Annotated in this window: 9 protein-coding genes and 1 riboswitch; all 9 genes read left to right on the top strand. The window is 41.1% G+C overall.

Annotated elements, in window-relative coordinates:
• Position 1: 1 nt before the first annotated feature.
• The 9 genes from GWD08_RS05555 to mnmM all read left to right on the top strand — a co-directional run bounded on the left by GWD08_RS05555 (position 2) and on the right by mnmM (position 7100).
• Positions 2 to 718, top strand: a complete 717-nt coding sequence (locus GWD08_RS05555; protein WP_159544947.1) for a segregation/condensation protein A — start codon at positions 2 to 4, stop codon at positions 716 to 718.
• Complete coding sequence (gene scpB / locus GWD08_RS05560) at positions 706 to 1263, top strand: SMC-Scp complex subunit ScpB (RefSeq protein ID WP_159564667.1); 558 nt, start codon at positions 706 to 708, stop codon at positions 1261 to 1263. The genes GWD08_RS05555 and scpB overlap by 13 nt, the downstream gene beginning before the upstream one ends.
• A 19-nt stretch (positions 1264 to 1282) precedes the next feature.
• Positions 1283 to 2008 carry a pseudouridine synthase gene (locus tag GWD08_RS05565; RefSeq protein ID WP_159564669.1) on the top strand — a complete coding sequence of 242 codons (726 nt, stop codon included), beginning with the start codon at positions 1283 to 1285 and terminating at the stop codon, positions 2006 to 2008.
• Complete coding sequence (yidD, locus tag GWD08_RS05570) at positions 2005 to 2253, top strand: membrane protein insertion efficiency factor YidD (protein WP_159564671.1); 249 nt, start codon at positions 2005 to 2007, stop codon at positions 2251 to 2253. The genes GWD08_RS05565 and yidD overlap by 4 nt, the downstream gene beginning before the upstream one ends.
• A 417-nt stretch (positions 2254 to 2670) precedes the next feature.
• Positions 2671 to 3210 carry a tRNA (cytidine(34)-2'-O)-methyltransferase gene (locus tag GWD08_RS05575; RefSeq protein WP_159544955.1) on the top strand — a complete coding sequence of 180 codons (540 nt, stop codon included), beginning with the start codon at positions 2671 to 2673 and terminating at the stop codon, positions 3208 to 3210.
• Between the two features lie 627 nt (positions 3211 to 3837).
• A riboswitch (FMN riboswitch) is annotated at positions 3838 to 3960 on the top strand.
• Positions 3961 to 4036: 76 nt separating this feature from the next.
• The gene (locus GWD08_RS05580) at positions 4037 to 4600 is read left to right on the top strand and encodes an ECF transporter S component (protein WP_159547853.1); all 564 of its coding nucleotides are present in this window, start codon (positions 4037 to 4039) and stop codon (positions 4598 to 4600) included.
• A gap of 7 nt (positions 4601 to 4607) precedes the next feature.
• Complete coding sequence (locus GWD08_RS05585) at positions 4608 to 5258, top strand: phosphatase PAP2 family protein (protein WP_159544957.1); 651 nt, start codon at positions 4608 to 4610, stop codon at positions 5256 to 5258.
• A 210-nt stretch (positions 5259 to 5468) separates the two neighbouring features.
• Positions 5469 to 6386 carry a tRNA modification radical SAM protein MnmL/YtqA gene (mnmL, locus tag GWD08_RS05590; protein WP_159544959.1) on the top strand — a complete coding sequence of 306 codons (918 nt, stop codon included), beginning with the start codon at positions 5469 to 5471 and terminating at the stop codon, positions 6384 to 6386.
• Positions 6387 to 6560: 174 nt separating this feature from the next.
• A complete protein-coding gene (gene mnmM, locus GWD08_RS05595) occupies positions 6561 to 7100 on the top strand; it encodes a tRNA 5-(aminomethyl)-2-thiouridylate-methyltransferase MnmM (RefSeq protein WP_159564673.1) in 540 nt (179 codons plus the stop codon).
• Positions 7101 to 7215 lie beyond the last annotated feature (115 nt).

Raw genomic sequence — 7215 nt, forward strand, 5'->3', positions numbered from 1 at the left:
CATGGATATAAAGTTAAAAGATTTCGAAGGGCCACTTGACTTGCTTTTGCATCTGGTTGCCAAATATCAAGTAGATATTTATGATGTGCCCATTGTTGAAGTGATTGAACAGTATTTAGCCTATATTGAAACCTTGCAAATCATGCGACTCGAAGTGGCTGGTGATTATATGGTAATGGCTAGTCAATTGATGGTAATTAAGAGTCGAAAGCTCTTACCAAAAGTCGTTGAACCTCAAGAAGTGGAAGCTGATCCTGAAATGTCCTTATTAAATCAGCTTGAGGAATACAGTAAATTCAAGGAGCTTAGTGAAGGCTTAGCCCTTAAACATGACCAACGTGCTAAATTTTTTTCTAAGCCAAAGCAAGAGCTTATTTTTGAAGATACGGTCCTGCAAGAAGATAAAACAGTCATGGATCTTTTTCTGGTTTTTTCCAAATTGATGACAGTCAAGCAAGCTACCTTTAAGCAAAACCACACGGTTATTGAAAGAGATCATTATCGGATCGAAGACAAGATGCAGGAATTGCAAGTTCAGCTTGAGCAGCGAGAAAGACTAACATTAGAGGAGGTCTTTGCTGCTTGTCAGTCTCGCAATGAAATGATTACACTATTTTTAGCAACACTAGAACTCATTAAAATTCAATTTGCCACGGTTAGTCAAGCAACTAACTTTGGGACAATTGTCTTACAAAGGGAGGCGTCATGTCATACTTAGCCCAAATTGAGGCTTTATTATTTGTAGCTGGTGAAGAAGGTTTGAGTTTACGTCAAATGGGAACATTACTGGCTTTAACGCCATCAGCTCTTCAGCAGCAAGTAGACAAATTAGCACAAAAGTATGCGAGTGATTCTTCTTCTGCCTTGTGCCTTTTGGAATCCTCTAATACCTATAAATTGGTTACTAAGGAGCAGTTTGCTGCTTTGCTGCGCGATTATGCCAAAGCACCAATCAACCAATCCCTTTCTCGAGCAAGTTTAGAGGTTTTAGCAATCGTTGCCTATAAACAGCCGATAACCAGGCTTGAAATTGACGAAATCCGCGGAGTAAATTCCAGTGGGGCTTTGAGTAAACTAGTTGCCTTTGAATTAGTTAAAGAAGCCGGCAAAAAAGAAGTCATCGGTCGCCCCAATCTCTATGTGACAACTGACTACTTTCTTGACTACATGGGGATTAATCATTTAGAAGAGCTAATGGCGATTGAGGACTTAGCCGTTGATGAAGAGGCACCAGAGTTATTCCAAACAAGCGATGAAGCCTAGAACAAAGATAAGGAAAAATATGAGAATCAATAAATTTATTGCGCATGCTGGTGTTGCCAGTCGTCGCAAAGCTGAAACATTCATTAAGCAAGGTCTGGTGACGATTAATGGCCAGGTTGTCACCGACTTAGCCACTCTGGTAAAAAGTGGTGACCGGGTTGAGATTGAAGGAACCCCTATCTACAATGAAGAAAAGGTCTATTACCTCTTAAATAAGCCTCGCGGAGTCATTTCCAGTGTATCTGATGATAAAGGACGTACCACCGTTTTGGATTTCTTACCTCAAGTGCAAGAGCGTATTTATCCTGTTGGTCGTCTCGATTGGGATACGTCTGGACTTTTACTTTTAACCAATGACGGCGATTTTACGGATAAGATGATCCATCCACGCAATGAAATTGACAAGGTCTATTTGGCGCGGGTCAAAGGAATTGTAACCAAGGAGAATCTACGTCCTTTGACACGTGGCGTGGTCATAGATGGGAAAAAGACAAAACCAGCTCGTTATAAGATTATTCGGGTTGAAACAGATAAGAATCGTTCTATAGTTGAGCTAACCATCCACGAAGGTCGAAATCACCAGGTCAAGAAAATGTTTGAAGCAGTAGGGCTACTAGTAGATAAATTATCGCGTACCCAGTTTGGCACACTGGATTTAACTGGTTTGCGCCCTGGCGAGGCTCGTCGCTTAAATAAAAAAGAAATTAGCCAGTTGCATAATGCAGCTGTTATCAAACAAAGATGAAAACTATCTTCATTTTGTTGGTACGTGCCTATCAAAAATGGATTTCACCTGCGTTTCCGCCTTCTTGTCGTTACCGTCCAACCTGCTCTGCCTATATGATTACTGCCTTGGAAAAGCATGGCTTAAAAGGTTTTGTCATGGGATTAGCGCGCATTTTGCGCTGTCATCCTTTTGCTGCTGGTGGAGAAGATCCAGTTCCTGATTATTTTACCTTACGCCGTAATCCTGATGGGAAAAAATACTAAACTTACCTTTTTGGAGTTTGAGAAAGTTGGTTTTTGTAGCTCAATAATTGCTATGCTTTTTAGAATTGTGGTCCATCAGAGGTCTTAATACCATTTTGGCTCACCTAAAGTCAGATGATGGCGACCTTGAGAATAAGGCTGAGAAGTAAGACTTGCCGCCGTCGTGGCGTGTGTTTAGGAAGTAAGTGTGTGAAAGGCTTGTTAATGGCTGAGCAGACATTCTTACTGGCCAGTGGCTATGAGCTTAGAGTAGCTGTTGACTTCTCAACGAGAAGTGCTATAATAATGACTAAGCATTCGTTGGTTTAAATCAAACCTGTTATGATTTAAGGTAACGAAGCACCATAACCACATTGTCTGCTGAGAACGACTCCGGGCATTGTGGTTTTTTAATGTAGAAGGGAAGTTGGAACGGTTATGGCTATTCATCAACTTAATTATAAGGAAGCACATCCGCGAAATCATGTGGTTCTGTTTCAACCGCAAATACCGCAAAATACTGGGAATATTGCTCGGACGTGTGCAGCAACCAATGCGCCTTTACATATTATTAAACCAATGGGCTTTCCCATTGATGACCGCAAGATGAAACGGGCAGGTCTGGATTATTGGGATAAGCTGGACGTGACTTTCTATGAGAGTTTAGATGATTTTATGACCCGGTGTCAGGGACAGTTGCACCTGATTAGCAAGTTTGCTGAGCAGGTTTATTCAGATGTTAATTATAATGATGGCCAAGAGCACTATTTCTTATTTGGACGAGAGGATAAGGGATTGCCAGAACCTTTTATGCGGCATCATCCTGAAAAAGCTTTGCGGATTCCTATGAATGACCAACATGTGCGCAGCCTTAATCTTTCAAATACAGTTTGTATGATTGTGTATGAGGCGCTCAAACAGCAGTCCTTTCAGGGTTTAGAGCTAAGCCATACTTATGATCATGACAAATTAAAATGAGCTTTGTGGATATACTAATAATATAAAGACAAGTCTGCCATTAGTGGGGACTTGTCTTTATAGGTATAGTCAAGTCCTTGTTTTAGAAACCTAGCTGTTGCTCCTGCCTACTAAGAAAAATGGCTAAGCTAGGCTGTCACTCTCTTAGTGAAAAGCTAAGTTTGCATTCCTAGCTGAGCAGTGCGGCGCCTCTCTTAATAAAGTGATTTTCATCATTTGAGATGAGTAGTTTAATCTGCTAGCGGAGTAAATAATTTGCTTTTTGCTATTTGTTAACATCGCTGAAGCTGATTCGTGATTAAGTCGCCTGATCTGCTATCTGTCAGAGGAACTAAGTCAGCCTCATGGTCAAATAATTTGCTTTTTGCTATTTGTTAACAGGGCTACAGCTAGTGGGAATTCACTAGGTTTTTGTGTGATTATGGTTCAAGCCCACTCGCTATTTGCCCAGCGTGATTTTAGGCGCGATCTGCTTTGTCCTCTTGCTTAGCTTTTTACTGGTGTTATTTTACTGAGAATTGCTCAGTGTGGTCGAGCAGTTTAGACTGGAATTTAATAGGAAGAGGGAGATTTTTTTGAATTATGACGCAAATTTATTGCTAGATAGTGATAAATATGCTATTCTATAAGTGTCTTCAGGGCAGGGTGTAATTCCCGACCGGCGGTGACTAGTTATAGAAGTCCGCGAGCGCAAGCTGATGTGGTGCAATTCCACAACCGACAGTAAAGTCTGGATGAGAGAAGACCGGGCTTTTTGAGGTGCCTTTTTGGCTACCTCAACGACAACGGAACTTCTTTCAATTTGCAAAAATTGGAGGAATTTTTTATGTTCAAAACACGACAATTAGTGGCGATTGCTATATTGTCCACTATTTCGTTTTTACTAATGTTTTTTAGTTTCTCAGTCATACCAGGAGCTAATTTTTTAAAGATTGACTTTAGTATTATCCCTATTTTGTTAGGGCTTGTCCTATTTGATTTGAGGAGCGCTTATATTATTTTAATCTTTCGCACACTTTTGAAATTTATATTAAACAATAGTGGTGTTAATGATTTTATTGGCTTACCTATGAATATAGTAGCCATTGGCTTATTTGTTACGGTATTTGCCCTCATTTGGCAACCACGAAAAAGGCCTAAGCCTAAGAGCTATCTGCTGGCTAGCATTGTTGGAACACTTGTTTTGACAATAACCATGGTTCTTCTCAATTATGGTTATGCCATTCCCCTTTATGCTAAATTTGCCCAGTTTGATATTAAAACCATGCTTGGTTTAAGTAATTATTTGCTGGCTATGGTTGTGCCTTTTAATCTCCTTGAGGGTGCTTTATTTGCCCTTTCCTTTTATTTTGTGTATATTGCATGTAAACCACTTATAGAAAGATATTAAACCAGATTTGAAAAATAAACAAAAACACTTCTTAATTGCTTCGTTTGCCTTTTTATTATTTGTGATGATTGGCTATGCCATTCGTTTTTACCCAGCTACATTGACAGGGTATGATCAGACAATCCAAGCGATGGTGCGAGGAAATCTACCGGATAATATGACGAGGTTCTTTATGCTGATAACTGTCTTAGGAAATGTATTAACGCAACTCATCGTGGTGGTATTTGCCTTTGTCATCCTACAAGCTCTAAAGTGGAAAGCAGAAAGCTATTATGTTTTAATAGCAGGGCTTGGTGCGAGTGTTCTCATTGTCAGTTTAAAATTAATTTACCAGCGCGTTCGCCCGACCATTGAGCATTTGGTGTTTGCAGGGGGCTATTCTTTTCCCAGTGGTCATTCGATGGGAAGTATGCTTATCTATGGTAGTTTAATTGTTATTGCTCATCAACGGATCAAGCAGCCTTTCTTGCGGCTAGTTGTTCAATGGCTGCTAGGCAGTTTGATTGTTCTGATTGGTTTATCACGGATTTATTTGGGCGTGCATTATCCAAGTGATGTTTTAGCTGGTTTTATCCTGGGTTTTGGTGTTTTAGAGTTAGTCTATCCCTTTTATGATCGCAAGCGCTTTGAATGGCGCTTTCACGGTGAGCAAAACTAAGTGCTTAGAGTGAACACGTTTCAAAGCTCTGGCTATTTTTAGTACTTATAGGCATTGGCAGTGACTAAGAAAGTGCTTCAATGCCTTTTTTGTTTTACAAAGGCTAACTATGTTGTTCCCCTTTAATGGTGGTGGAATAAGGGGTGCTTACTTGATAAGCAGCCTTTTTATTTCGCTTTTTTATTTTTTGAGTTGTGATACAATAACAGTATGGAAAAAAGCTATCGTGCACTCAATGATTACTACCGACAATTATTTGGTGAAAAAATATTTAAAGTCCCCATTGATGCTGGTTTTGATTGTCCCAATCGTGACGGGACAGTTGCTCGGGGAGGTTGTACTTTTTGTACGGTGTCTGGTTCGGGGGATGCCATTGTTGCTCCAGATGCTCCTATTAAAGAACAGTTTTATAAAGAAATTGACTTTATGCATCGCAAGTGGCCCAATGTGCGCCGCTATCTGGTCTATTTTCAAAATTTTACCAATACCCACGCTCCTTTGCAGCTAATTAAAGAGCGCTATGAACAAGCCATTTATGAACCAGGCGTCATTGGAATCAACATTGGTACGCGACCGGATTGTTTACCCGATGAAACCATTGATTACCTGGGCCAGCTCGCACAGACCATGCATGTAACGGTGGAACTAGGTCTCCAAACAACCTACGAGGCAACCTCAGCTTTAATTAATCGGGCCCATTCTTATGAACTCTATAAGGATGCGGTGAAGCGTGTCCGGCGCTATCCCAAGATTGAAGTTGTCTCCCATCTGATTAATGGTTTGCCTGGGGAGACCCACGATATGATGGTTGAGAATGTCCGCCGTTGCGTGAGCGATAACGACATTCAAGGAATCAAATTGCATTTATTACATCTGATGACCAATACACGCATGCAGCGTGATTATCATCAAGGCCGCCTAAAACTGATGAGCCAAAGGGACTATGTTATGACGGTTTGTGATCAGCTAGAGATTATTCCACCAGAGATTGTTATTCATCGCATTACCGGTGATGCACCAAGAGATAAGCTGATTGGTCCTATGTGGAGTTTAAACAAATGGGAAGTGCTTAATGCCATCAATCAGGAAATGAAGCGGCGTGGCAGTGTCCAGGGGTGCAAACTGTAGTGATTGCAAGCCAAGTCTCCTACGGCAGATTAAGAAAATGCTACCAGAGTCTAGTCTTGAGAGCAGATGCTTCTTTTTTAGAAGGCTTGGCCTTAGCGTTTGCTGCCTTTTGCGGCGCTAGCTATTTTGTAAATAAATCTGTAAAAGAGATGAGTAAGGACTAAAGGAGAGATCATGAAAGGCCCATTGCAGTATTCCCACACATTTTTAGCTGAAATTCTGACCAAGCATTCACAGGTGCTGGATGGGACCATGGGAAACGGCCATGATACCCTTTTTCTGGCTCAAAGGGCCCAAAAAGTCTATGCTTTTGACATTCAAGAAGCGGCAGTTGCCAGGACAAAAGATTGTCTAGATCAGGCTGGCCTGACTAATGTCCAATTGATCTTAGATAGCCATGAAAATCTAGATACCTATGTCAGGCGTCTGGATGCTGCTATCTTTAATCTGGGCTATTTGCCTAGCGCGGATAAGTCTTTAATGACCAAACCGGATAGCACGATTGTGGCCCTCAAAAAAACCTTGCACTGTTTGGTGCCAGGAGGCCGAGTGGCTATCATGGTTTATTATGGCCACCAAGGCGGTGTGGAGGAAAAGGATGCCGTCCTTGATTTTGTGGCGACCTTAGAGCAAAGGAACTATACAGTCATGCTCTATAAGCCCTTGAATCAGGTCAATCAGCCTCCTTTTTTGATCATGATTGAAAAGCACTAAGCTTTTGGAAAATAGCCAGGCAGTCATTTAGTAAGTCTTGGGCTATTTTGCTTGAGTAAAAAGGTGCTTATTAGCTGTGCCCGCAGCTAATAAATTTTGATAGCATGATTTGAAA

The sequence above is a fragment of the Streptococcus halichoeri genome (genome assembly GCF_009870755.1).
GTDB classification, from domain to species: domain Bacteria; phylum Bacillota; class Bacilli; order Lactobacillales; family Streptococcaceae; genus Streptococcus; species Streptococcus halichoeri.

Bases quoted from the DNA above. Each gene is read 5' to 3' on its own strand.
- GWD08_RS05555 (WP_159544947.1), top strand. From the start codon at position 2: ATGGATATAAAGTTAAAAGATTTCGAAGGGCCACTTGACTTGCTTTTG.
- scpB (WP_159564667.1), top strand. From the start codon at position 706: ATGTCATACTTAGCCCAAATTGAGGCTTTATTATTTGTAGCTGGTGAA.
- GWD08_RS05565 (WP_159564669.1), top strand. From the start codon at position 1,283: ATGAGAATCAATAAATTTATTGCGCATGCTGGTGTTGCCAGTCGTCGC.
- yidD (WP_159564671.1), top strand. From the start codon at position 2,005: ATGAAAACTATCTTCATTTTGTTGGTACGTGCCTATCAAAAATGGATT.
- GWD08_RS05575 (WP_159544955.1), top strand. From the start codon at position 2,671: ATGGCTATTCATCAACTTAATTATAAGGAAGCACATCCGCGAAATCAT.
- GWD08_RS05580 (WP_159547853.1), top strand. From the start codon at position 4,037: ATGTTCAAAACACGACAATTAGTGGCGATTGCTATATTGTCCACTATT.
- mnmL (WP_159544959.1), top strand. From the start codon at position 5,469: ATGGAAAAAAGCTATCGTGCACTCAATGATTACTACCGACAATTATTT.
- mnmM (WP_159564673.1), top strand. From the start codon at position 6,561: ATGAAAGGCCCATTGCAGTATTCCCACACATTTTTAGCTGAAATTCTG.